1 protein-coding gene is annotated in these 446 nt (G+C 71.1%); it reads left to right on the plus strand.

Going from position 1 to position 446, the window contains the following annotated elements; translation table 11 throughout:
- Positions 1 to 68: 68 nt before the first annotated feature.
- A partial coding sequence (locus O7A05_RS34175; protein WP_463152126.1) for an alpha-glutamyl/putrescinyl thymine pyrophosphorylase clade 3 protein occupies positions 69 to 446 on the plus strand: 378 nt, incomplete at its 3' end.

A 446-nucleotide genomic window follows, 5' to 3' on the forward strand; every position in this document is an offset into this window, starting at 1 on the left:
GGCCGCCGGGGAGCGAGGCTCAAGGAACCGTCGCCCCGCGAACCCGTCGACGCGAGGAGGAAGCCGGAGTGACGTGGCCGTCCTGGGCCGGGGAGAAGACGCGCATCGCGAACTCCCTGAGCCGGCACCAGCATCCTCTCCCGGGCATCGCGGCGCCCGCGGCGCTCGACTGCCTCGCCACGCAGTTCATCGCCAGCCTGCGGCGCGAGAGCTACTACCAGGTCGTCCAGCGCGGGCCGATCCATCCCCGTCGGGCCGACCCGAACGATCCCGGGTTCGATGCCGAACGCGCGGTCGCCTACCACGTGCAGAACGGCGACGTCGACGAGGCTGCCTGGCTGGTCTTCCTGATGACCCACTTCGCGCGTCCCGTGGATACCGGTTGGCTGCGCTTGCGCGACGTCTACGGTCGGCTCGGACAGGGAAGGTGGGACTGGGCGACGGTC

The organism is Mesorhizobium argentiipisi (SeqCode) (genome assembly GCF_037179585.1).
GTDB classification, from domain to species: Bacteria; Pseudomonadota; Alphaproteobacteria; order Rhizobiales; family Rhizobiaceae; genus Mesorhizobium; species Mesorhizobium argentiipisi.